Raw genomic sequence first — 22809 nt, forward strand, 5'->3', positions numbered from 1 at the left:
ATATAGCGAAAACAAATTGATAAAAATTAGCAATAACACTTTTTTTTCATTACCTTTGCGCACATAATTTTTTAAAATATTTTTTAATCTAAAACCTAAGAGAAAAATTAAATTACTAAGAGATGGAATGGCTAATAGCTTTATTCACAACAACTGACTCGATAGCGCATATAGCATTGCTATACGCTATTGTCATAGCTGTTGGTGTTTATCTTGGCAAGATCAAGCTGGGTGGTATCTCACTTGGAGTGACATTCGTATTGTTTGCAGGCATCGCCGCAGGCCATGTCGGATTTACAGCTCCTACGAATATCCTGTCTTTCATACAGGATTTCGGACTTATCTTGTTCGTGTTCATGATTGGACTTCAGGTTGGTCCTGGTTTCTTTGAAAGTTTCAGAAAAGGTGGCGTTACGCTTAACGCCCTGTCTGCATGCTTGATCCTGCTTAATATCGCAGTTATGTTCGCATGCTATTTCATTTTCTTCGACACAAGCGACCACAACAACCTGCCAATGATGGTTGGAACGCTCTATGGAGCCGTGACCAACACTCCTGGCCTTGGTGCCGCCAATGAGGCTTTGTCTACAATTTTCCCTGCCGGACAGGTACCTCAGATTGCAAACGGATATGCCTGCGCATACCCGCTTGGCGTGCTCGGTATTATTGGCGCTACTATCGCCGTCAGATATATCTGCAGGGTGAAGCTTGAAAATGAAGAAAAGAAGTTGGAAGAGGAGGAAGTTGAGAATACAGCGGTGAAACCGTACATGATGCACCTCAAGGTCACCAACTCGTATCTTGAAGACCGCACGGTAGAACAGGTTCATGAATTCCTCAACAGGGATTTTGTATGTACACGCATACTTCATGAAGGCCACGTGACGATTCCTACAGGCGAAAGCAGACTCCATATGGGAGACTTGCTCTTCATCGTTTGTGCAGAGGATGATGCCGAGCCGATCAACGCTTTCATCGGACCGGAGATTGAAGTTGACTGGAATGAACAGGATGAACCTATGGTAAGCAAGAGAATACTCGTTACCCGTTCTTCTATCAACGGAAAGACTTTGGGACAGATGCATTTCCCAAGTGTCTATGGCGTAAACGTGACTAGAGTGACACGTCAGGGAATGGATATCTTCGCAAGTCCAAGCCTTGCTCTTCAGGTGGGCGACAGAATCATGGCAGTCGGACCAGAGAACGCAGTCAACAGGGTGGCATCTGTGATGGGTAACTCTATCAAGCGTCTTGAGGCTCCTAACATCGCGACTATATTCGTAGGAATTATCCTTGGTATCATTTTCGGAAGTCTGCCTTTTGCCATTCATGGCATTCCTGTGCCTATCAAACTTGGTATCGCAGGTGGACCGCTTATCATAGCCATCCTCATCGGTAGATATGGATACAAGTTCCATCTTGTAACGTATACCACGACAAGTGCCAATATGATGTTGAGAGAAATAGGACTGGTTTTGTTCCTGGCGAGTGTAGGAGTAAAAGCAGGTAACAGTTTCTGGGACACTGTAGCACAGGGAGACGGTCTGAAATATGTATTCACCGGTTTCCTCATCACCATCATACCAATATTGGTAATCGGAACGATAGCAAGAATGAAATACAAGTTCAACTATTTCACTATCATGGGTATGCTGGCTGGTACATGTACCGATCCACCAGCATTGGCATATGCCAACTCATTATGCTCAAAGGAAGCACCAGCTGTAGGATATTCAACAGTCTATCCGCTGAGTATGTTCCTTAGAATATTTACCGCACAGATCATTGTGTTGTTCTTCTGCGGTCTGTAGCGATGATTGCATATAAATAACTTATATAATTCGTATGAAAAAGTTCAGTTTAATTCTCTTTGCTGCACTTACTACATTATTATCCGCATATGGTCAAGGTGCCAGAAACATCAAGATCAACGAGGTGATGACGAGTAATAAAGCAAGTATCACAGATGAGTATGGAAGGCACAAGCCTTGGGTAGAGCTTTCAAACATCGCATACTCTTCCTACAACATCCGTGGCATGTATATCACTACGGACAGGAAAGTGTTGGACAAGTCGTTGACTGTTCCACAGAGGATTTCGATGATGAGCATTATTCCAAGTGGAGATGACCGCACTTTGCTTACCGCCAGGACTCATGTCGTGTTCTATCTTGATTCACATAGAGCCGAAGGTTCTTTCTATATCGGCGAGAAGGCTATGCCAAACGAGCCGATGTGGATTGCCATCTATGACGGTAATGCTGTTGACCTGATTGATTCAGTCAGCGTACCTGCTCTGAAGGATGATTGCTCATTTGCCAGAGAAAAGGACGGCTCTGTGAAATGGGAAATCAAAAGCCCGGCAGAAGTGACTCCTGGTACGAACAACTTGTTGAAAGAAGGTGAATCAAAAGTGGCTAAACTGAAACGAGAAGATCCATACGGATTTGGCATTGCCATCCTGTCAATGGGAATCGTATTCTCTTGCCTTGCCTTGCTTTATGTTTTCTTCCGTGTTTTGGGTATATTCATGTCTCACAAGCAGACCATCAAGAAGGCAAAGAACATACAGCCTGTAAAGGCTGCCGTAGCTGCCGGAGGGCTGATCGCAGAGACTGGACACAAGACAAAAGTGATATTGAAGGACGGTCTGCAGTCGTCGGGTATTGATAAAGAGGTCTATATTGCCGTGATATCAATGGCTCTCAAGCAATATCTGGATGATGTGCATGACAATGAAAGCAATATCATTACCATCAAGCCGCATAGCACTATGTGGAATGCCCATATCGAAGAGAAACATTTTTAATGATTGTACAATTTAATAACAGCATAAAAAATCATGAACAAATATCAATATAAAGTACAAGGTGTAGATTACGATGTAGAAATCGTTGAAGTGGAAGGCAATATCGCAAAAGTCAAGGTCAATGGCATCGAGTTTGAGGTGGAGCTGAAAGAGCCTATCCATGCCTCGACAATGCCTAAGCATCCAATAGCTGTGAAGAAACCGGTTGCAAGTGTAGCACCTGCAGCAGCCGCTTCTCCGGCTCCGGCACCTGTTGCAGCCAAGCCGGCGGCAGGAGCCGGAACGAAGGTCGGAGCACCATTGCCAGGAACTATCACGGAAGTGAAGGTGAAAGTGGGTGACACCGTTAAAGCCGGTGATGCTGTCATCATTCTTGAGGCAATGAAGATGCAGAACAACATAGAGGCTGAGGTGTCTGGTACCGTTAGCTCTGTTCTCGTGAAAGAGGGCGATACCGTTATGGAAGGTGACGCTTTGATAACAATCGCCTGATAAAGGTTCAAGATAGTTCGAGTTATTATAAAATATAGAATAGAACATTATGAACATTATAGATTTCATAGTTTCCAACTTTAATGAATTCCTTTCCTTTACTGGTTTTGCCAATGCCACAGTGGGAAACATCATCATGATCGTTGTTGGAATCTTCTTCATCTGGTTGGCAATCAAGAAGGATTTCGAACCGTTGCTGTTGGTGCCTATAGGCTTAGGTATAGTTTTGGGTAACATACCTTTCCGTGCAGATGCCGGACTTGAGATAGGATTGTATGAAGACAACTCCGTACTCAACATATTCTATCAGGGCGTGCGTCAGGGATGGTATCCACCACTCGTGTTTTTGGGTATCGGAGCGATGACAGATTTCTCTGCACTTATCAGCAACCCTAAGCTTATCCTTATAGGTGCTGCTGCCCAGTTCGGAATCTTTGGAGCTTATATGATTGCCTTGGCTCTGGGCTTTGAACCCAACCAGGCTGCCGGCATAGCCATTATCGGAGGAGCAGATGGTCCTACGGCTATCTTCCTGTCTTCCAAGCTTAGTCCTAACCTGATGGGAGCAATCGCTGTATGTGCGTATTCATATATGGCGCTGGTTCCTGTTATCCAGCCTCCATTGATGCGTCTTCTCACCACAAAGAAGGAAAGACTCATCCGTATGCAGCCTGCAAGAAGGGTAAGCCAGTTGGAAAGAATCATGTTCCCTATCATTGGATTGCTGCTCACTACTTTCATTGTGCCGTCAGGTCTTCCGCTTCTCGGAATGCTCTTCTTCGGAAATCTTCTTAAAGAGTCTGGCAAGACCACACGATTGGCAAAGACTGCGGGAAGTGCGCTCAATGATGTCGTAGTTGTTCTCCTTGGTCTGACTGTAGGATGCTCTACACAGGCGAGTGAGTTCTTGACGATGAATACGGTATTCATATTCCTTCTTGGTGCTTTCGCATTCATCATTGCTTCATCTACGGGTATTCTTTTCGTGAAATTCATGAACATCTTCCTGCCAAGGCACAAGAAGATAAATCCGCTGATTGGTAATGCCGGAGTGAGTGCCGTTCCGATGTGTGCACGTATCTCAAACAACATGGGACTTGAATACGACCGCCATAATTTCCTTCTCATGCATGCCATGGGACCGAATGTGGCAGGAGTGATTGGTTCTGCTGTAGCAGCAGGAGCATTGTTGGGATTCTTCTCATAAAGCTGACCTGACAGCAGAATCTGCTATGGCAAATAAATAATAGCAGGAGATAACGACTATCTCCTGCTTGTTGTTTTCATATGTTACAATCCTTATGTGTCATGCTACAATCCATTATCGTCATGCAATTATCCATATGTTGTCATGCAATTTTATAGCATCATGCATAATTTAATCAATGTACAATTATTAGTTCAACACGTTTAATTGATGAATACAGCACATTCCACACTACCACAGCAGCCACAGGTCGCAATCATTGATTCAAACACTTTTGCGGCAATTGGATTGAGATCATTATTGAAGGACATAATGCCAGAAATTACTGTTGATTGTTTCCGCTCGTTTTCTGAATTGGAAACAAATGACATGCAATTGTACTATCACTTCTTCGTGACCGAACACATATTGTTCACAAACCTGCAGTTCTTCAGAGATAACAAGAAAAAGACTATTGTGTTGACATCCACCAATGAACCAAGTCTGGTAGTGGAAAAATTCCACAGCGTTAACGTGAATGTATCAGAAAGTGAACTCGTAAAATCTCTGCTTCATCTTGAACAGAGTGCACATGCACATGGCAACAAGTTTCCTGAACACACCGCAAAAGAAATGTCAAAGGGTTTGTCTCCAAGGGAAATAGAGGTCCTGACTCATATTGTGCGTGGGTATATCAACAAGGAAATCGCTGACAAGCTGTGCATCAGCCTGTCTACTGTAATTACCCACAGAAAGAACATCACGGAAAAGCTGAAGCGCAAAAGTGTGGGCGCACTCACGGTTTATGCAGTAATGCAAGGATACATCGATATTGAGGAAATCGACAAATTGTCTGATTAAGCGCCAATATGATGGTTTATCGCTTCTCATCCAATAATTTCTCCATGCGCAATATCTCATCTCTGTATTGCGCAGCCTGAATGAAGTCAAGATTCTTTGCAGCCTTCTTCATCAATTCCGTAGTGTCGGCAATGCTTGTCTCGATTTCAGCCTTGCTCATCTTCATCATTATAGGATCAGCTGCAAATGCCAACGAATCTTTTTCAACGTATGGAGCGTACGTGGTGGTCTTGTGTCCAACCTTTGTTTCCATTTCATTAGAGCCATTGCGTTGGACTCCCAGGGCGCTTGTCTTGATTTCCTTCTCGATTTTCTTTGGCGTGAGATGATGTTCCTTGTTATACGCCATTTGTTTCATTCTGCGACGTTCCGTCTCGTCGATTGTCAATTGCATGCTTTCTGTGATGGTGTCAGCATACATGATGACTTTGCCATTAACATTTCGTGCAGCACGACCCGCAGTCTGTGTCAACGAGCGATGAGAACGCAGAAACCCTTCTTTGTCAGCATCGAGAATGGCAACCAATGACACTTCCGGCAGATCAAGTCCTTCGCGCAAAAGGTTCACACCAACCAGGACATCGAAGAGACCGGCCCGCAAATCATTCATTATCTTCACACGGTCAAGAGTTGCCACGTCGCTATGTATATAATTTGCCCTCACTTCATGGTTCAAAAGATATTCAGTCAGCTCTTCCGCCATACGCTTTGTCAGAGTGGTCACCAGCACACGCTCATCTTTTTCGCAACGCATCAGTATTTCGTTCATCAGGTCGTCAATCTGATTCTCGCTTGGCCTCACTTCAATCTCCGGATCCAACAGTCCTGTAGGGCGTATCACCTGTTCCACTACGACACCTTCTGCTTCCTGCAGTTCAAAGTCTGCGGGAGTGGCAGATACGTAAATCACCTGATTTGTCATTTCTTGAAATTCCTCAAACTTCAGAGGACGGTTGTCGAATGCGGCAGGTAGTCTGAAGCCAAACTCCACGAGATTCTGCTTGCGTGCCCTGTCGCCACCATACATTGCTCTTATTTGAGGCACGCTGACGTGGCTTTCGTCAATGACCATGAGATAATCTTTAGGGAAGAAGTCCAAAAGACAATAAGGCTTGTCACCTGCCGAGCGTCCGTCAAAATACCTTGAATAATTCTCTATTCCAGAACAATGTCCAAGCTCTTTTATCATCTCAATATCATATTCTACACGCTCTTTAATTCTCTGTGCCTTAATGTTGTCGCCAATTTCGTTAAAGAATTCAATGCGTTCGTCAAGATCTTTGGATATTTCGCTGATGGCTTCCTGTGTCTGTTCCTTTGAAGTAATGAACAGATTGGCTGGATAAATCTGATACTCGTTGAATGATGCAAGTTTGTGGAACGTTACAGAGTCAACTTCCTCGATGGAATCGATTTCGTCATCCCAGAACGTAACGCGCAACACGTTGTCGCTATATGCCATGAATATGTCCACTGTGTCGCCTTTAACCCTGAAATTGCCACGCTGCAGCTCCAAGTCGTTCCTCACATAAAGCGAGTCTACAAGACGGCGAAGGAACATGTTGCGCGAAAGAACCTGTCCTCGTTTGACCGTTATCACGCTTTGCGCCATGGCAGCAGGACCACCCATACCGTAAATGCATGAAACGGAAGACACTACAATGACATCCTTTCTTCCAGAGAGCAACGCAGACACGGCAGACAGCCTCAGCTTGTCTATCTCTTCATTGATGGCAAGGTCTTTCTCTATATATGTATCTGTCTGCGGAAGATATGCTTCTGGCTGGTAATAATCATAATATGAAACATAATATTCCACGGCATTTTCCGGGAAGAATCCTTTCATCTCTTCATACAACTGTGCAGCCAATGTCTTGTTATGGCTAAGCACAAGAGTAGGGCGGTTCACGTTGGCAATTACGTTTGCTACTGTAAATGTCTTACCTGAACCCGTTACGCCAAGCAGCACCTGTGCCTTGTCTCCATTATTCAATCCGTCGGTGAGCTGGCGGATTGCTTCAGGCTGGTCACCAGTTGGCTGGTATTTAGAAGTGAGAGTGAATTTATCCATCGTTTAATGATTCTTCCTTATGTTGTTAAGCATGACTTCAAAAGGCGAAGAACATGTCCGAATTGCAAAAGTACTCATTTTATCATAAGCCACAAAGGAGATGGAGAATTAACTTTTTGGGAATATCAAGGAAAAGCCGTATTCGCAGTTGCAACTTGCCGCTTCCATAGTTGTATTCCTATAGTTCTTGCCCTGTAGACAAGCGTTTTCTTATACGTAATACTGTTGATTGTAAATGTCCTCATTGCATTGCGGTTTATTCGTGTCTGGGTTAAAAGCCAAACAAAATCCACTCTCCTAAAAAACAAAATACAAGCAAGCCCTAATCGCCGTTTTGTGTTTAAGGAATTGTAAAAAATCGAATAAACGGCTAAAAATGCGGATATTTCAGGTAAATCGAAAGCTAATATTTTGAAGTATAAATTATTATGTGTATTTTTGCAACTCGAATTAATTTGCTTATATGAAAAAGATAATCGTCGTAATGGCCGGAGCGATGCTCCTTTTCACGAGTTGCGTGAACCAATTCAACCAGATATATAAGTCGACAGACAACGATTTGAAATACGAGTATGCCAAGGAGTGCTATGCTCGTGGCAAATATGTCAAGGCCACGACACTTCTGCGGGAGCTTGTGACAATACAGAAGGGTACAGACAATGCTGAGGAGTCTCTCTTCATGTTGGCAATGGCTGAGTTCAAGGACAAAGACTATGAAACCGCTGCTGAATATTTCAAGAAGTATTACAAGTCGTATCCTAAGGGCATGTATGCAGAACTTGCTTCTTACTACATCGGCGAAAGTCTGTATATGTGCACTCCGGAACCTCGTCTTGACCAGTCTCAGACGGTGTCAGCCATATCGGCCTTTCAGGATTATATGGATTTGTTTCAGGATGCCAGGATGAAAGACAAAGCGCAGGCCAGACTCTTCCAGTTGCAGGATAAGTTGGTAAAGAAAGAATTATATTCCGCACAGCTGTATTATAATCTCGGAACATATTTCGGCAACTGCACTAACGGAGGCAGCAATTATCAGGCATGTATCATCACAGCGCAGAATGCGCTGAACGACTATCCGTACAGCGAACTGAGAGAAGACTTCGCGTTGCTTATCGTTAAGAGTAAGTTCGAGTTGGCAGAACAGAGCGTAGAGTCAAAACGCATCGACCGCTATAGAGACGCAGAGGATGAATGCTATGGATTCATTAACGAATATCCAGACTCCAAGAGCCGCAGCCTGGCTGAGAAATACATCAATATCTGCAAGAAATACGTTAAAGACTAACAATCGGTACGGCCTCCATTTCGAGCAAGTGGTCTTGCCATCTTGAGAATAAAAACAGAAAACAATAATAATAATTTTAAAGAATGGATTACAAAAAGTCAAAAGCACCGGTAAATACCGTTACGCGCAATATTATGGATCTTTGCGATGAGACCGATAATATTTACGAGAGTGTAGCCATCATCGGCAAACGTGCCAACCAGATTTCAATTGAGATCAAGCAGGATCTCAGCAAGAAGCTGGCAGAGTTTGCTTCCTACAATGACAGCCTTGAGGAAGTATTCGAGAACCGTGAGCAGATAGAGATTTCCCGTTACTACGAGAAACTTCCAAAGCCAACATTGCTTGCTACCCAGGAATTCGTTGAGGGAAAGATTTATTGGCGCGACCCATCAAAAGACAACAACTAAATATGATACAGCGCAAACAGTCCGTTTTCCTCTTGGTAGCGGCTATTCTGACGATTGTATGCTTGTGTCTTCCCATAGGAGTATTTCATCCCAAGAATCTTGGAGTGGATACGGCAATGTATAATCTGTGGATTCAATACGGCAACGGAAGCGTAAGCTATACTGTATGTCCTCTCTTCTGCATATTGCTCCTGGCTACTGTTACAAGCTTCTTCACTATATTCAAGTTTAACAACAGAAAATTGCAGATAAAGCTTTGCGGATGGAACAATTTGCTCATAGTCGTATGGTATATAGCTTATGCTGTTTTCGCATGGATGTTCAAAGGGGAGTTGGATGCAGACTTCAAAATCGGTTTTGTATCAGTACTGCCATTGGTTTCAATGATATTGATATTCATGGCCCGCAAAGCCATAAAGGCAGACGAGGCTCTTATCCGTGCAGCCGACAGAATAAGATGAAAATCTTATATAATGACATGGAATGATGTTAGCGGTCTGTCTGCTGTAAGCAAGAATTATCATTCCTGTCAAGTAAAATATAGTTAAAGGGAGTCATATCAATATTTTTCTTTGATATGGCTCCCTTTATGTTTGTATGACTTTGATGATAGTTTCTTAATCATTCCACAACTCCAAATGTCGGAGTCGGTTCGCCGTCATCATCGCTTTTTTCGCTTCGGTCGAGCAGATATTGCAGAAACATCTGAAGAGCCTTTGTCGTGGCATTTGCAAGATTTATGTCTCTGCCGAAGTCGTCTTCCAGCTTCATTGTCACGATATCATCCTTGTTGCCGCAGGCAAGCCAGATCGTACCCACCGGAATATCGCCCGTGCCTCCGCCAGGACCGGCAAAACCGGTTGCCGAAATGGCATAGTCAACATCAAGAACCTTTATGGCGCCTTTCACCATCTCTATCGCTACATCCTCGCATACGGCAGTCTTCTCTTCCAGAAGATTGTGGCTGATGCCGAGGATTCTCTCCTTTATCTCATTGGTATAGGAAACGATCCCCCCCTTGAAATAATTGGAAGCACCTGGCATGGCGATGATAGACTCTGCGATACGTCCGCCGGTGCAACTCTCAGCAGTACCGAGGGTTTTGCCGTTTTCCCATATCAGTTGGCTGATCTCTCTACTAAGTATTTTGTTTTCGAAACCCATTGTGTTTGATTTTGTTTTATTTGAACGTTACTTTAGAAAACGCCGGAGCGTCTATCGGACAGAATTCCTTGTCCATATATTTATAATATCCCGTTATGGCTATCATGGCCGCATTGTCGGTTGTATAGCTGAACTTTGGGATGTAGATATCCCAATGATAACGTTTCGCATGGTCTTTGAAAGCATTCCGCAGTCCGTTGTTCGCACTCACGCCTCCTGCCACAGCCACGTGCTTTATGCCCGTCTGCTTCACGGCTAGACGAAGTTTCTTCATCAAGATGTCCACTATCGTATGCTCAAGACTTGCCGCGATGTCCTCCTTGTGATGTTCGATGAATTCCGGATCGTCCTTTATCCATTCACGTAGACTATAGAGGAAAGAAGTCTTGAGTCCGCTGAAGCTGTAGTCCAGATTGGCTATATGAGGCTCAGCGAACTTATATGCCAAGGGGTTTCCCTTGCGTGCCAGCTTGTCTATGATAGGACCGCCCGGATATCCGAGTCCCATCACCTTTGAGCATTTGTCTATTGCTTCGCCGGCAGCATCGTCGATAGTCTGTCCCAGTAGCTCCATGTCCTTGTATGAGTTCACCTTGACTATCTGTGAGTTTCCGCCGCTTACGAGCAGACATAAGAACGGGAGTGGGGGAGCAGAGTTGTCGTCATCGCTTTCTTTTATGAAGTGAGCCATGACATGACCCTGGAGATGGTTCACGTCGATTAGCGGAATGTCCAACGAGCGTGCGAAGCCTTTGGCAAAACTTACGCCCACGAGCAGCGAGCCCATAAGGCCCGGACCTCTTGTGAAAGCCACAGCCGACAGTTGTTCTTTGGTTATACCGGCTCTTTTTATAGCCTGGTCAACCACGGGCACGACGTTTTGCTGATGTGCTCTCGACGCAAGTTCAGGAACAACGCCGCCATATGCCATGTGCACATCTTGCGAAGCCGTGACATTGCTCAGCAGCACTCCGTTTTTCAAGACAGCAGCCGAAGTATCGTCGCAGCTGCTTTCTATTCCTAATATATATATATCCTTTTGTTCCATAATCAGAAATTTTCAAGCCTCAGCCTTTAGTGGGTGAGAATCTCCACTCCATGTTCAGTCATTAGAAAAGTGTGCTCCCATTGTGCGCTCGGTTTTTCGTCACCCGTGATTACTTCCCATCCATATTCATCGTCTTCATCGATGAATACCTGCCATGTTCCCATATTGATCATCGGCTCGATGGTGAAAACCATGCCTGGCACGAGTAGCATTCCTGTTCCACGATGTCCGAAATGCAGTACCTCAGGCTCTTCGTGGAATTTCAGTCCCACACCGTGTCCACACAGGTCTCTTACCACACCGTAGTGGTATTTCTCAGCATGTTTCTGTATTGCGTGACCTATATCTCCGACGAAAGAATACGGCTTTGCCGCTTCAGCTCCAATTTCGAGGCATTCCTTTGCCACTCTCACGAGCTGCTCCTTCTCAGGAGTAGTCTTGCCGATGATGAACATTCGTGAGGCGTCGGCGAAATATCCGTCAAGTATTGTGGTGAAGTCAACGTTGACGATGTCGCCCTCCTGCAAGACATCCTCCTCCTTAGGTATTCCGTGGCACACCACTTCATTGATGCTCGTACACACGCTTTTGGGGTAACCTTCATAATTGAGGCATGCTGGAGTTGCGCCATGGTCTACGCAATAGTCATAGCAGATTTTGTCAATCTCCAGAGTGTTCATGCCGGCATGTATCTGTTTTGCCACTTCGTCGAGCACTCCTGTGTTGACGATGCCGCTACGCTTTATTCCTTCTATTTCTTCGGGAGTTCGGATGAGGTCACGTGTCGGAACCTCTTTACCTTTGTTTTCCCAATACATTACCTTCTTGTCAAGCTCAGTTGGCTCTTGTCCTGACAGACAATGCCATCTTCTTTTCTTCTTAAACATGATATATTAAGTTTTGATCTTCTATCTTGCGTTCAGAGCTTCAAGGGCGTCAAGGAGCTCCTTCGTCCAATCCTCTCCGTTTTGGGGGCAGAGCGTCTTGAATCCCAGATTCTTTCCCATTTCTATATTTGCCGGTCCGTCGTCAACGAAGAGAGTTTCCTCTGGCAGAATACTTTCTTTAGAAATGATTTCCTCAAACATTTTCCTGTTCGGCTTCATCATCTTCATCTTGAAGCTCATGTATAGAGAATCGAAGAAATCTGCTATGCTTCGTCCGTCGCCTGAGAAGCCGTCGCTCATCCCCCAGCTCATCATGAAAGGGTTTGTGTTTGAGATGAGAATCAGTCTGTAGCCCATGCTTTTAAGTTTGTCCAGGACTTTTATGTTTCTGAGAGGCACCTCTTTCGTGTATCCTCTCCATGCGTATTTGCATTCATCGAAAGTCAGTTCCCTGTGGCAGAGCTTGCTGAGTTCGCGGATAAATTCTTCAGCCGTGATCTTTCCTTCTTCCAGGTCTCCGAATATTCCGCTCTGGGTATAGGGGTCAAGGCGCCGATCTGCGTCCTCCAGTCCTATTTCCTTGAATCTCTTTACTGCACTTGGCTGGTCGATGGTCATTATCACGCCACCCAAGTCAAACATTATATTCTTTATTTTCATATCAAAGGGATTTTCTCTTGCATCCGACAAAATATCTTTCTACATTTGTCAGAATCTTTTCCTTGCCCTGTCCATTTCTCTTCTGTCTTCTTTCTCTTTGAGAGTCTGACGCTTGTCAAATTCTTTCTTTCCGCGGCATAGGGCTATGTCGAGCTTAGCCCTTCCATGGTCGTCGATGAAGAGGAGCGTCGGTATGATGGTGAAGCCCACCTGCTTTGTGTCTTCCTGCAGATTGTGGATTTCTTTTTTGTTCAAGAGAAGTTTCCTGTCACGCTTGCTCTCATGATTGTTGTAAGAGCCATAGAAATAAGGCGATATATTCATTCCTTTCACCCATATTTCCCCGTTGTGTATATAGCAGAATGTATCCACGAGCGAAGCCTTGCCCATACGTATGGACTTTATCTCCGTTCCTGTCAGCACTATTCCTGCCGTGTATGTGTCTACGAAGAAATATTCGAAAGAAGCCTTTTTGTTGCGTATGCTCACAGGACTTTTCTTTCTCAACAATTCCTGTTCTTTATTCATAAAACGTTTTTCTTCTAATTCATTATGTCGTCAAGACTATATTCAGCCAAGACTACAGTCTGTGGACTGAAATAATAAGTGTGTTGTCAAGACTACAGACAATATGGATGCTTTTACTGTTCGATTTTTGCGAATTCATCGATGTGTCCATCGATGTAATGGGCGATTTCTGAAGTCCATTCCTCTTCGTTTTCCACGAACGTGTCGTCGAAATCATCAAAGTCAGGGAATCTTTCAAACAGAGCCATGAACTCCTCATCGCTGCATTCTCTTTCTATTTCCTCCTTGTTTTCATTGTATAGTTTTCTTGCCGAATACAGTAATTTTGAGAAATCCCGAAGTCCCCATTGTTTCATCGCCCTTGCGAATGGGTTGTCGAATATGAATGGTCCGTAGCCGTTGTGTATGAGCTGCACGAATCCTCCGTCCATCACTTCGTCTCTCAGCCAGATATAAGCCAGAAGCGTGATTTGGTCTGCCGAAAGCTCTGCCATGTTTTCAGCCGTGAGACTTCCCCCGATGCTGTCGAGTATGGCATTTGAGAACAGGTTGACGAACTCGTCCATGCCTTCGTTGGCTGCCTTTATTATATCCGTTTCCTTGATAACAACATTCATATAACTGTCTGTCTTTCTATTTTTTTGCAAAGTTACGTAAAATATCGCAGTATAAGCTATCTTGAATGATTTTTTTGCTCAAGTAGCCATCTGCGGCAATTCTAATTGCCAGGATAACTCCCAATGGTCACAAGAGTTGCCAAAAACGAGCAACCACGGTCTTACTACTACTTCAGTCCCCACCTAACCTCCCCCCCCCTTATAGGGGATGGACGGTTACCCTTGAGTCCTGATTGTCGGGGAGGGATGGTTACTATTGAGCATCAATTACTGTTGAGGGCAAGATTCCGACCTAAGTGAAGGTTGGAGTCTTAGCCTTTCCGCTATCTGCCGCACAAGGGCTTGTATGGGCAATATGTGCAGATTTTCAGATTGGCGGTAGGCGCGAAGGCTTCTTTCCTGTCGTATATGTTTGCCACAAGGGCTTTCAGCCCCTCTCCGAACTCCGCCTGATATTCTTCCACATCGTTGATTCTCTGTCTGCCCAGCGAGATCACTGGGTCGTAGTTCTCCCCGAATGCACGTTGGATGAATATTAGTGCCGGACTGACTGGCAGCGCCTGGGGATTCAGTTTCCTGTCGTTTCGGGCTATCATCGAGTAGAGCATCGCCTGCAGATAATAGTCTGTGTGTTTCTTTCCGCCGGCTTCGTCGGCAGAGAATATCTCTCCGATGGTGGCTACAGGAGTCTTTATGTCGCTTCCGCCCGTCTTGTAGTCTATCACTCTGATGGTCTGCCTTCCCGTCTTGGGGTCGTTCACCATGTCGAGGCGGTCGATTCTTCCTCCCACCTTCACTTTCCTTACTCCCTCGTCGGTATTCACGTCCAGATTCATGAACATGTCTTTTTCGAGTGCCACGATGCTGAAGGGCGTCAGTTCCAGATCGATGTCGAGAAGCCGCTTCACGTATTTTATGAGTACCGTGCGGCTGATGAGCTGCATTCCGTTGTAGTGGAGCTTGCGCCACAGCCGTTCGTCGCTTCCGAACATCTCTTTCTGGAACATCCTGTCCACCACGGCCTCGATGTTCTGTGTTTCAGAGAGTTGTTTTATCACTTCAGAAGTTATCATCTTGCCGTTCCCGGCAAAGTCCTTGTATATTTCTTCGAGCACATTATGGAATATGTTTCCGAACGCCCTGCTCGTGAGCTGTTCCTCTATGTCCTCGTCGGGCTCCCTTATTCCGGCTATGTTGTTGAAGTAGAACTGCATCGGGCATCGCAGGTATCTGTTGAGAGCCGTTGGCGAGAGGGAGCCGTAGGCTGAAAGGATTTTCATCACGTTGTCGTCCTTCTCAAACCTTACGGCGATTTTCTCCACCGAACTTTGTCCCACATGCAGCGAGAGCCTGTTTATCTCGTGTCTGCTCTCCACCATGAGCTGGAGCATGAAGCGGCTCATTTCGCCTTTGTTGCCGTTTTCCGTCGATGTGTTGTATGCAATCGTGATGTCTTTCGCCCGCTGCAGCAGCCTGTAGAAATAGTAGGAATAGATGGCCACCTTGTTGTCCACCGTTGTCAGCCCGTAGGCCTTTCGTATGGAGTAGGGGATGAATGACGAATCCCTTATTCCCTTTGGCATGTTCCCCTCATTGCATGAGAGCAGCAGCACGTGGTCAAAGTCCAGGTTCCTCGTTTCCAGCACTCCCATTATCTGTATTCCTATCGCCGGTTCTCCGTGGAATGGTATCGATGTGGCTGCGATATGCTGCTTGAGGAGCTTCTGTATTGTTATCCTGTCCACATCAAGTTCGCCTGCCTCCACGAGTCCCTTTATCCTGTTTATGAGCGTGTACATATTGAATACCGACTCAACGAAGAGCACGTCTTCATTTTTCCCGGCTATGTTTTTCAGTATGTTCAGTAGCCATTGCATGAGCTTCAGGTTGGAGTCCATCGGCAGGAAGAGCGCCTTGAGACTGTTGTCTGCCCAAAGCTCTTCGTTTTTCGGATATAGAATCCGCTTCACCTGTAGCTCCTTCAGCAGTTCTGAGGCTTTTGCGGATAGATATTTGGTGAATGGATGTGTGAGCAGACTACGGATGAAGGAGATTCTGAATCCGTTGTCGGTCCTCAGTCCGATGGTCTGCAGGTCGAGCAGCTGCGACACGAATGATGACACCGGGGCCTGCGATAGGGGGTAGCCCGTGGTGATGTTTATGTTTTCCACCTCTTCCGGTATTGCATACATTATGCCCGTGAGCAGCCCTTCGTCACACATCACCACTGCCGTGCGCCTGCCTTCCTTGTAGCGTCCGTCTTGCCTCAGCCATTCGCTGACGAATCTTGCCTGTATGTTCTCCGTCTTGGCTTTTATGAATGATATTGTCTTGTCGGCTGAGAAGTTGTCGTAAGCCGCCCCGTAGTCCTCCTGCGGCAGGGAGTTTCCCAGTTCCGAAAGATACATTGAGATGTATTTTCCCGCTTCCTTGTGGCTTGAGGCTGTGCGTTTCGGGTTGCAGTAAAACTCGTCGTAGTCCCAATAGAACTCGGCTGCGCCTTCTTCCTTGAAATGTCGGAAGAGGCGGTGTTCTACTTTCTGCAGCAGGTTGAATCCCACGAAGATGTATTTGTCGAATTCTTTTTCTATTCCGCCATTTTCTATCACTTCTCTATACAGCATTCCCTCGTATGCAAGTCCTTGGCTGGCAAGTCTTTCTCTGAAATCGTTGTATATGTCCTTGAGCTTTGTCCATAGCGATAGGAAGAGTTCTTTCAGCCTTGTGTTATGGTCTTCGGAGAAATTGCTGAAGAAGGTTTTGAGAATCTCCTTCTGCTCTTCCGTGAGATAAGAAGCGTCGTCGAATTCATGGATGTCGGCCACGTTGGCAAAGAGCTTGTCAGCATCAGCCATGTTCTTGTCTATGTCGTCGAAATCGCTTATGAGCATTCTACCCCAGTCGTAGAAGTGGTCGAGCGTCTCGTCTTTGCCTGTTATCTTGACGAAGCTTTTATACAGGTCGCAGACCAGCTTTATGGGGTCTCCCACTTCTGCCTTGGAATACTTGCGGAAGAGTTCGCTGATGGTGAGGTAGTTTGGCGCCCACACGGGCTTGCCGGCACATCTATAGAGTTCTTCGTTGAGAAATAGCGAGGCTCTTTTGTTCGGGAAGATTATCGCTATGCGCGACAGGTCATTTCCGTATTTTCTTATTATATCCTGTGCTACTATCTGTAGGAATGTTTTCATATTTTCCAATGTATTGTTTTTTACTTTTCCACCTCTTTTATTTCTTTCCTGAATACATACCAGATGTATCCTCTCACATTGGCGTAGCCCATCTGTCTGAGGTATCCGATGTATTGTCTCACCTGGGTGGCATATTTTTCGTTGGGCTTTCCGAACTTGAAGTCCACCACAACCACTTCGTCGCCGTCTTTCATCACACGGTCGGGTCGTCGTGCCACGATTTCCTTCTTTCCGGTCTTTTCGTCGGTTTCCTCGCAGATTATCGTGCATTCGTTGAAGAGCGTCCATCGGGGCGAGAACCAGTCAGCCACGAGTTCGTTTCCCGTCAGGTATCCGTTGAGCAGGCTCTGCAGCTTCTCCCGGTCCAGGTTGTCTCCATAGAGTATTCCTTCTGCTTCAAACCTGTCGAGCTCGGATTCCACGTCGGCTGCCGTCTTGATGCCAGAGAATATCTGGTGCAGTATGTTTCCCGTGCTGATATAGTCGGCTTTCGGCTCCGTGTTTTCTTCCTGTTCTTCTCCGTTGTTCTCCTGTATGAATTTCTTGCTGTTGTTGCTTTGTCTGAACTCCAGTGGTATTTCGTGGTGTTCTATGGTGGCAGCCACGGAGATGTCCTGCTTCAGGAACACGTTTCCCGACTTCTTGTCCTCCTCTTTAGTCTTGCCAGGGCAGAATTCTCCGTATGTGAACGTGAGTTCTGTACTGTTGTCGTCCTTGCCTTCTATTGTGGCTCCTTTTAGTGACTGTGCCGTTTCCACCAGGCTCTGCTCTATGAGCATGGAGCGTGTTCCTGCCGCGTTGCGCTTGCCGACGACAAAGAGATTCTTCTTCGGTCGGGTGAAAGCTACGTAGAGCAGGTTGAGGTTGTCTATCGTGTTCTGCATGTGCTCATACTTGTAGTCGTCGGCATAGATAGACTTTGCGAGTGTGGGTGAATAGCTGATGGGGATGAGGGGCAGCTGGCTGAACGGCTCCACGGCGGGATGACACCAGATATTGTTTCCGTATAGTTCCAGCTTCCAGTCGCAGAACGGGATTATCACGTTGTCGAATTCCAGTCCCTTGCTCTTGTGTATGCTGATTATCCTGAGTCCGTCGATGTCGTCGGTCTGTATGGTTCTCGAGTGCAGGTTTTCGTCCCACTCTCTGAGGAATCCCGCCACGTCTGCCGACATATCTTTGATGTATGCGTTGAGATAGTCGAAGAATGCGCAGATATATGCTCCGTCCTCCTTCATGCGGTCGAGCCTGAAGATATGGAGCAGCTCCTCGCAGAGTTCGAAGAGCGGCAGTTCTTTCAGCTCTTCCTGGTGTGCGGTATATTCCTCGGGCAGCAGATTGTCGCCCTGGTCTTTCATATTTGTCATTTGACTGCCGGAGAATGTGTCGTTGCCTGTGGCGAGCGAATATTTCTTTGTCAGACAGGCTCTCGTGAGCACGTCGTCTCCGCCATACAGATAGCGCAGGGCATCTATGATGCAGCACACGGCGACCGAGTGGTCGAGTCTGAAAGCCTCATCGCTCACGATGTTTATGTCGGGATGGCATTCCGTGAAATAGTTTGCCAGCACGGGTATGTATCTGTTTGAGCGCAGCAGTATAGCTATGTCGCGCTGCCTCACTCCTCTTTGCAGCAGTTCGTGTATGGTGTCTGCCAGTATGGCGAACGTGTTTTCTTCGTAGCCTTCGGCTGGCAGCAGCCTGACGCTCACGAGTCCCTTGGCTTCTCTCTTTATCGTCTTCTGCTCCACGTCGGCATAGGCTGTGTTTATCTGCTGCGCATTGTTCTGGTCTGTATTGCTTTCGTTGGCGAATTCGGCGGCTATGGCAGAGCGGAAGAATGCGTTGTTGAAGCGGATGATGTTCTGCTCGGAACGGTAGTTGGTGTCGAGCGATTCTACGTTAACGGAGTATCCGGGGAATGCTTCTGCGATATTGCTGAGCAGACTCCATTCTCCGGCTCTCCATCTGTAGATGCTCTGCTTTATGTCTCCCACTATGAGGTTGTCTGTCACTCCCGGGGGCGTGGTCTTGGCATGGCTCAGACATTCGCCGAGCAGCACCTTGAAGTTGTTCCATTGCACTACGCTCGTGTCCTGGAATTCGTCTATCATGATGTGGTTGAGATGTGTTCCTATCTTCTCGAAGATGAATGGCGAGTCGGAGTCGTTTATCATCATTCGCAGCAGGTGTTGCGTGTCGCTGAGCAGGAATCTGTTTGCCTCGGCGTTCATCTCCTTCACCTTGTTTTCTATGTCTCTGAGCAGTCTGAGGTTGTTGATGTTCTTGAGCGTGGCGGCCACGGAGTTCACTATTGTCGCGGCTGTCGTCCTTTCCTTTTCCGCCCTCTCGAGGAGGGGCATGAGGCTCTCGCGTGCTGCCCGTATTATGAGGTCGCGGTTTTTGTTGGTTTTCGCAACCCAGTTCTCTTCGCTTTCCATGCAGTTTGCCACGGTCTTCGGTATGAAATTCCTGTCGCTGAGGTCGTCTTCGGCCAGTCGGTGGAAGTATTTCTGTATTCCGCTTCTCTGCCCGCCCTTGAAATCCTCTTCCTGTATGCCGTATTTGCCGATGAGCCTGAAGAATTCAGAGCTTGTTTCCTTGAGAATTTCCCGTGCGGCGATCTCTTCGGCTCGCAGCTTGGTGCGGTAGGAGGTGAGGAATCTGCTGTCGGAGAGTTTTTCGTTCACTGCTTTCCCGATTTCGCGATACTGGTCGTTGAATATCATCCGTCCAAAATCCTTCACCGAGCCGATGATGTTCCAGCTGTTGTTTTTGTCTATGTTTTCCATTATGAACCTCACGATCCATGAGAAGAGGGGCGACTTTCTGTCGAGTTCCTCTATCATGAGGTCCACTGCTTGGTTTTCCACCGCCGTATCGTTGAGTTCCACTCTGAGGTTTGCCGAGAGGTCCAGTTCGCGCGCGAGGTTCCTGAGCACGCTCTGGAAGAACGTGTCGATGGTCTCCACGTGGAAATAGTCGTAGTTGTGTATGAGGAGCGAGAGGGCTGCCGAGGCTGCTTTTCTGATGTCGTCTTCCGCCATCTGTGTCTCAAGTGCTATCTTTTTCAGATAGTCGTCAGATTCGGCCAGTCCTCGTGATATTCCGTAGAGCTGGCTCAGTATTCTGGTTTTCATCTCCTCTGTGGCTTTGTTTGTGAAAGTCACGGCCAGGATGTTTCTGTAGCTTGCCGGATTGGCTACGAGCAGCTTTATGTATGCCACGGCAAGCGTGAATGTCTTTCCGCTGCCGGCACTTGCCTTGTAAACTGTGAGTGAACTCATGTGTGTGGTTTTATTGTCGTTTTTTTTTATTCACCAGTCTCTGAACAGCTCCATGCTCATTCTGATGCCAGTGCCCTCGAAGTGCTTGTTGCTCACCCCTAGGAAGAGCCCTATGGAGAAGAGACGGTTTGTCAGTCCGTAGCCACACTCCAGATAGGGGTGCAGCTTGTCTGTGAAGAGTGTGTTGCAATAGAGCCTCTCCATCTCGATGAATTTTCCCACGAATGGTATTCTCGACACGAGCAGCAGGGGCGACTCATAGGTCAGATTGCTGTTCACGTAGTATTTCGAGGCGTTATACCAGTTTTTGTTCAGTAGCTGGAACTCCCCCGTCCAGTCGTCGTTCCATCCCTCTGGGATGGAATTGTATCTGAAGTTCCTGTAGTCCAGAAAGTAGGCCCCCTTGCTTCTTGATGTGTATATTCCGTATCCCATCTTCATCGATAGTACGCGGAGTTTCATCACGGGTATTTTCCACGAGGCGTCTATTTCCATGCGCTCGTAGTTCATGTCAGACCGTATCACTCCCTTTATGCCCCGCTCATAGTCGTAGGTCAGTACGGGGCCCCGATTCAGCCACGGGCTCCATACCAGCTGCAGGGTGGGGGAGAAGGAGTAATACTTCGGTTTCCTGCCCGTTTCGGCGAAGTCCTGCGGGTCCACCGCCGTACGCCTGTGGTAGGCGAATCCTGCACCCAGCCTTAGCCTCGGGTTGATGAGGAAACTTGTGCGCAGGCGCCAGTACATGTCTTTGAAGAGGTCGAGCCTCAGGTTCTCCCATCTGATGGAGTCGTACGACTCATGCTTGAGCTGCGTGAGGATTTCCGAATTGAAGATATGGTTGCCCGTTCCGTATTCCGTCTCTATGGTCAGCCGCCTGCCGAGTGTGAGCCGCATCGGGATGTTGAAATACACTTGTCGGAGCTTGAATGAATATCCGAGCCTCGCACCCATGCCGAGCCTTGCGTTGGGGCTGAAATCTAGGTTCCCGTTGAGCTTTATGCGATAGGTCACTCCCTTGTAGCTGCTGTAGCCCAGATAGAGAGGGTTTATTATGGGCGACATTCTGAAGCTCCCCCTCATGTTGCCTCCGAAATCGCCGCCCAGTCTGTCTATGAGATAGCTGCCCAGGTCTTTCCATAAGCTGCTCTCTCTCCGGTTGCGCCTAGTCGTGGCACTGTCGGGGGTAGGGTCGTTCTGCGTTCTGCGGGCTATGAGCGTGTCTATGGCGGCAGGGTCCAGATGGTAGAGCACGTTGTATGCCGACACCACCTTGTTGCCCATAAAGCGCATCTGTGTCCTCACGTTGCTGCTGTGGGGCATGGGCGGATGGTCTTTCTGCATGAGGATGCGGATTCTAAACTTCATCACGTCGATCGTGCCTCTGAATTCCACTTCGTGTATGCAGCCCGCCGAGTCCACGTTGGCTGAGCCTGCCACAAGCTGTATGTTCTTGAAGCGTGGTCGGAACGCCACTCTCATCAGCCCCGTGGTCTTGTTGTGCTCCGTCTTGTATCTGTAGAAGCTCCTGTTAGTGCGCTCAAACGGCGAGAGCAGGAAGCTGTCGAATATCGTGGCGCCGTAGATTCTGGGCCGCAGCAGGATCTTCATCATCGACACCACGTCCTTGTTGCGTGGCACGTTGCCGCTTGACCTCACGGACTGAAGGTCTCTGATTTTTCTATTTGACATAATTAGTCTGAACAGTCTTTCTCCTTGATATTCCCTTCGTCCTTTGGCTATGGGATACATCGACGGCAGGAGTTTAAGAATGAAATTCCTCTTCTTTATGTCGATTCTGAAATTGTGATATATATAGAGAGAGGTGTCTGTTCTGGATTGCAGCAAGCTGTCGCCCTTGTCGAAAATCCTGTCAAGCAAGAGATTGTCGACATCTGTTTTCCTTTCGCGCCCCAAGACTCCGGCTGCCGCGCAGAAAACAATAAACATCAGTAAGATGATTCTCCTTTTCAACTCACCTTATTTTATATATGAGACTCCAAATTTCAATTTCTCGTACTGAAGAACTCTGAAATTCCAGTTCGCGGATTAAAATGCAAAGATATGGAATTTTTTTCAAGTTTACAAGGAGACGAGTAAGCAAATAAACAAGGATTTTTTTTCCTAAATACCTGAGTTCGGGATAAGCGGCAGTCGTTTTTCTTGTTATGCCAGATTTCCGATAGGTGCATATTACATTTGCCCTCCAAACAATATGGATGGCAAAATGCAGAATTGTAAAGTCCAAATGAAGTTTACTTTATAACAACAAGCTGTCCGTCAACATTCTCTATGCAATAGTCAATGTTGA

At 46.7% G+C, this 22809-nt stretch carries 18 protein-coding genes; 8 read left to right on the forward strand and 10 right to left on the reverse strand.

Annotation, left to right across the window (positions count from 1 at the left end):
• The first annotated feature begins 122 nt into the window (after nt 1-122).
• The 5 genes from ST42_RS08650 to ST42_RS08670 all read left to right on the forward strand — a co-directional run bounded on the left by ST42_RS08650 (nt 123) and on the right by ST42_RS08670 (nt 5347).
• A complete protein-coding gene (locus ST42_RS08650) occupies nt 123-1811 on the forward strand; it encodes a putative transporter (protein WP_044064561.1) in 1689 nt (562 codons plus the stop codon).
• 34 nt (nt 1812-1845) lie between these two features.
• Nucleotides 1846-2808 (forward strand): OadG family protein, encoded by a 963-nt coding sequence (locus tag ST42_RS08655; RefSeq protein WP_044073202.1) that lies wholly within the window; start codon nt 1846-1848, stop codon nt 2806-2808.
• A gap of 33 nt (nt 2809-2841) precedes the next feature.
• A complete protein-coding gene (locus ST42_RS08660; protein WP_022317253.1) occupies nt 2842-3300 on the forward strand; it encodes a biotin/lipoyl-containing protein in 459 nt (152 codons plus the stop codon).
• A 49-nt stretch (nt 3301-3349) separates the two neighbouring features.
• Complete coding sequence (locus ST42_RS08665; protein ID WP_042518586.1) at nt 3350-4507, forward strand: sodium ion-translocating decarboxylase subunit beta; 1158 nt, start codon at nt 3350-3352, stop codon at nt 4505-4507.
• A 210-nt stretch (nt 4508-4717) separates the two neighbouring features.
• On the forward strand, nt 4718-5347 hold the full coding sequence (locus ST42_RS08670; protein WP_022317251.1) for a response regulator transcription factor: 630 nt from the start codon (nt 4718-4720) through the stop codon (nt 5345-5347).
• Nucleotides 5348-5363: 16 nt separating this feature from the next.
• Here ST42_RS08670 and uvrB read toward each other — a convergent pair whose 3' ends face one another.
• On the reverse strand, nt 5364-7418 hold the full coding sequence (uvrB, locus tag ST42_RS08675; RefSeq protein WP_042518582.1) for an excinuclease ABC subunit UvrB: 2055 nt from the start codon (nt 7416-7418) through the stop codon (nt 5364-5366).
• A gap of 463 nt (nt 7419-7881) precedes the next feature.
• Here uvrB and ST42_RS08680 point away from each other — a divergent pair, with 463 nt between their 5' ends.
• The 3 genes from ST42_RS08680 (at nt 7882) to ST42_RS08690 (ending at nt 9577) form a co-directional block, all read left to right on the forward strand.
• A complete protein-coding gene (locus ST42_RS08680; RefSeq protein ID WP_044064564.1) occupies nt 7882-8706 on the forward strand; it encodes an outer membrane protein assembly factor BamD in 825 nt (274 codons plus the stop codon).
• A gap of 83 nt (nt 8707-8789) precedes the next feature.
• Nucleotides 8790-9116, forward strand: a complete 327-nt coding sequence (locus tag ST42_RS08685; protein WP_022317248.1) for a DNA-directed RNA polymerase subunit omega — start codon at nt 8790-8792, stop codon at nt 9114-9116.
• Between the two features lie 2 nt (nt 9117-9118).
• Nucleotides 9119-9577, forward strand: coding sequence for a DUF4293 domain-containing protein (locus tag ST42_RS08690; protein ID WP_022317247.1), 459 nt, complete (start codon nt 9119-9121; stop codon nt 9575-9577).
• Between the two features lie 160 nt (nt 9578-9737).
• Here the strand turns inward: ST42_RS08690 and ST42_RS08695 are convergent, their stop codons facing one another.
• From ST42_RS08695 to ST42_RS08735, 9 genes are all read right to left on the reverse strand, one after another.
• Nucleotides 9738-10280, reverse strand: a complete 543-nt coding sequence (locus tag ST42_RS08695; protein ID WP_022315687.1) for a CinA family protein — start codon at nt 10278-10280, stop codon at nt 9738-9740.
• Between the two features lie 16 nt (nt 10281-10296).
• A complete protein-coding gene (gene tsaD / locus ST42_RS08700; protein WP_044073203.1) occupies nt 10297-11328 on the reverse strand; it encodes a tRNA (adenosine(37)-N6)-threonylcarbamoyltransferase complex transferase subunit TsaD in 1032 nt (343 codons plus the stop codon).
• Nucleotides 11329-11354: 26 nt separating this feature from the next.
• A complete protein-coding gene (gene map / locus ST42_RS08705) occupies nt 11355-12215 on the reverse strand; it encodes a type I methionyl aminopeptidase (protein WP_022315685.1) in 861 nt (286 codons plus the stop codon).
• Nucleotides 12216-12236: 21 nt separating this feature from the next.
• Nucleotides 12237-12875: an HAD family hydrolase gene (locus tag ST42_RS08710; protein WP_044073206.1), complete on the reverse strand. Its 639-nt coding sequence runs from the start codon at nt 12873-12875 to the stop codon at nt 12237-12239.
• A 48-nt stretch (nt 12876-12923) separates the two neighbouring features.
• On the reverse strand, nt 12924-13403 hold the full coding sequence (smpB, locus tag ST42_RS08715; protein ID WP_022315683.1) for an SsrA-binding protein SmpB: 480 nt from the start codon (nt 13401-13403) through the stop codon (nt 12924-12926).
• A gap of 113 nt (nt 13404-13516) precedes the next feature.
• The gene (locus ST42_RS08720) at nt 13517-14020 is read right to left on the reverse strand and encodes a DMP19 family protein (RefSeq protein WP_022315681.1); all 504 of its coding nucleotides are present in this window, start codon (nt 14018-14020) and stop codon (nt 13517-13519) included.
• A 323-nt stretch (nt 14021-14343) separates the two neighbouring features.
• The gene (locus tag ST42_RS08725; protein WP_044073207.1) at nt 14344-17211 is read right to left on the reverse strand and encodes a PD-(D/E)XK nuclease family protein; all 2868 of its coding nucleotides are present in this window, start codon (nt 17209-17211) and stop codon (nt 14344-14346) included.
• A 20-nt stretch (nt 17212-17231) separates the two neighbouring features.
• A complete protein-coding gene (locus ST42_RS08730; RefSeq protein WP_044073208.1) occupies nt 17232-20498 on the reverse strand; it encodes a UvrD-helicase domain-containing protein in 3267 nt (1088 codons plus the stop codon).
• A gap of 30 nt (nt 20499-20528) precedes the next feature.
• Complete coding sequence (locus ST42_RS08735) at nt 20529-22448, reverse strand: DUF5686 family protein (RefSeq protein ID WP_044073209.1); 1920 nt, start codon at nt 22446-22448, stop codon at nt 20529-20531.
• Nucleotides 22449-22809 lie beyond the last annotated feature (361 nt).

This window comes from Prevotella pectinovora (assembly GCF_000834015.1).
Taxonomy (GTDB): Bacteria; Bacteroidota; Bacteroidia; order Bacteroidales; family Bacteroidaceae; genus Prevotella; species Prevotella pectinovora.

Bases quoted from the DNA above. Each gene is read 5' to 3' on its own strand.
- ST42_RS08650 (WP_044064561.1), top strand. From the start codon at position 123: ATGGAATGGCTAATAGCTTTATTCACAACAACTGACTCGATAGCGCAT.
- ST42_RS08655 (WP_044073202.1), top strand. From the start codon at position 1,846: ATGAAAAAGTTCAGTTTAATTCTCTTTGCTGCACTTACTACATTATTA.
- ST42_RS08660 (WP_022317253.1), top strand. From the start codon at position 2,842: ATGAACAAATATCAATATAAAGTACAAGGTGTAGATTACGATGTAGAA.
- ST42_RS08665 (WP_042518586.1), top strand. From the start codon at position 3,350: ATGAACATTATAGATTTCATAGTTTCCAACTTTAATGAATTCCTTTCC.
- ST42_RS08670 (WP_022317251.1), top strand. From the start codon at position 4,718: ATGAATACAGCACATTCCACACTACCACAGCAGCCACAGGTCGCAATC.
- uvrB (WP_042518582.1), bottom strand. From the start codon at position 7,418: ATGGATAAATTCACTCTCACTTCTAAATACCAGCCAACTGGTGACCAG.
- ST42_RS08680 (WP_044064564.1), top strand. From the start codon at position 7,882: ATGAAAAAGATAATCGTCGTAATGGCCGGAGCGATGCTCCTTTTCACG.
- ST42_RS08685 (WP_022317248.1), top strand. From the start codon at position 8,790: ATGGATTACAAAAAGTCAAAAGCACCGGTAAATACCGTTACGCGCAAT.
- ST42_RS08690 (WP_022317247.1), top strand. From the start codon at position 9,119: ATGATACAGCGCAAACAGTCCGTTTTCCTCTTGGTAGCGGCTATTCTG.
- ST42_RS08695 (WP_022315687.1), bottom strand. From the start codon at position 10,280: ATGGGTTTCGAAAACAAAATACTTAGTAGAGAGATCAGCCAACTGATA.
- tsaD (WP_044073203.1), bottom strand. From the start codon at position 11,328: ATGGAACAAAAGGATATATATATATTAGGAATAGAAAGCAGCTGCGAC.
- map (WP_022315685.1), bottom strand. From the start codon at position 12,215: ATGTTTAAGAAGAAAAGAAGATGGCATTGTCTGTCAGGACAAGAGCCA.
- ST42_RS08710 (WP_044073206.1), bottom strand. From the start codon at position 12,875: ATGAAAATAAAGAATATAATGTTTGACTTGGGTGGCGTGATAATGACC.
- smpB (WP_022315683.1), bottom strand. From the start codon at position 13,403: ATGAATAAAGAACAGGAATTGTTGAGAAAGAAAAGTCCTGTGAGCATA.
- ST42_RS08720 (WP_022315681.1), bottom strand. From the start codon at position 14,020: ATGAATGTTGTTATCAAGGAAACGGATATAATAAAGGCAGCCAACGAA.
- ST42_RS08725 (WP_044073207.1), bottom strand. From the start codon at position 17,211: ATGAAAACATTCCTACAGATAGTAGCACAGGATATAATAAGAAAATAC.
- ST42_RS08730 (WP_044073208.1), bottom strand. From the start codon at position 20,498: ATGAGTTCACTCACAGTTTACAAGGCAAGTGCCGGCAGCGGAAAGACA.
- ST42_RS08735 (WP_044073209.1), bottom strand. From the start codon at position 22,448: ATGTTTATTGTTTTCTGCGCGGCAGCCGGAGTCTTGGGGCGCGAAAGG.